Raw genomic sequence first — 1,395 nt, 5'->3', positions numbered from 1 at the left:
TTTTAGAACACGAAGTGGTTGATGCCATGCTTCCAAGAAAAGCTTCTAAGCTTCAGGTAACCAGGAACCGTACCCCAAACCGACACAGGTGGTTGGGTAGAGAATACCAAGGCGCTTGAGAGAACTCGGGTGAAGGAACTAGGCAAAATGGCACCGTAACTTCGGGAGAAGGTGCGCCGGTGAGGGTGAAGGACTTGCTCCGTAAGCTCATGCCGGTCGAAGATACCAGGCCGCTGCGACTGTTTATTAAAAACACAGCACTCTGCAAACACGAAAGTGGACGTATAGGGTGTGACGCCTGCCCGGTGCCGGAAGGTTAATTGATGGGGTTAGCTAACGCGAAGCTCTTGATCGAAGCCCCGGTAAACGGCGGCCGTAACTATAACGGTCCTAAGGTAGCGAAATTCCTTGTCGGGTAAGTTCCGACCTGCACGAATGGCGTAACGATGGCGGCGCTGTCTCCACCCGAGACTCAGTGAAATTGAAATCGCTGTGAAGATGCAGTGTATCCGCGGCTAGACGGAAAGACCCCGTGAACCTTTACTATAGCTTTGCACTGGACTTTGAATTTGCTTGTGTAGGATAGGTGGGAGGCTTTGAAGCGTGGACGCCAGTCTGCGTGGAGCCAACCTTGAAATACCACCCTGGCAACTTTGAGGTTCTAACTCAGGTCCGTTATCCGGATCGAGGACAGTGTATGGTGGGTAGTTTGACTGGGGCGGTCTCCTCCTAAAGAGTAACGGAGGAGTACGAAGGTGCGCTCAGACCGGTCGGAAATCGGTCGTAGAGTATAAAGGCAAAAGCGCGCTTGACTGCGAGACAGACACGTCGAGCAGGTACGAAAGTAGGTCTTAGTGATCCGGTGGTTCTGTATGGAAGGGCCATCGCTCAACGGATAAAAGGTACTCCGGGGATAACAGGCTGATACCGCCCAAGAGTTCATATCGACGGCGGTGTTTGGCACCTCGATGTCGGCTCATCACATCCTGGGGCTGAAGCCGGTCCCAAGGGTATGGCTGTTCGCCATTTAAAGTGGTACGCGAGCTGGGTTTAGAACGTCGTGAGACAGTTCGGTCCCTATCTGCCGTGGACGTTTGAGATTTGAGAGGGGCTGCTCCTAGTACGAGAGGACCGGAGTGGACGAACCTCTGGTGTTCCGGTTGTCACGCCAGTGGCATTGCCGGGTAGCTATGTTCGGAAAAGATAACCGCTGAAAGCATCTAAGCGGGAAACTTGCCTCAAGATGAGATCTCACTGGAACCTTGAGTTCCCTGAAGGGCCGTCGAAGACTACGACGTTGATAGGTTGGGTGTGTAAGCGCTGTGAGGCGTTGAGCTAACCAATACTAATTGCCCGTGAGGCTTGACCATATAACACCCAAGCAATCTGCAGAAA

Annotated in this window: 1 rRNA gene (only partly in view); it reads left to right on the top strand. The window is 52.8% G+C overall.

Going from position 1 to position 1,395, the window contains the following annotated elements:
* A 23S ribosomal RNA gene (locus EC919_RS27010) occupies positions 1 to 1,370 on the top strand (it extends 1,571 nt beyond the left edge of the window).
* The last annotated feature ends 25 nt before the right edge of the window (positions 1,371 to 1,395 follow it).

It is taken from the genome of Pseudomonas graminis (assembly GCF_004364335.1).
Lineage (GTDB): Bacteria > Pseudomonadota > Gammaproteobacteria > Pseudomonadales > Pseudomonadaceae > Aquipseudomonas > Aquipseudomonas graminis_D.
Note: the sequence above shows the minus strand (reverse complement) of the source record. Positions and strands in the feature narration are given on the sequence as shown.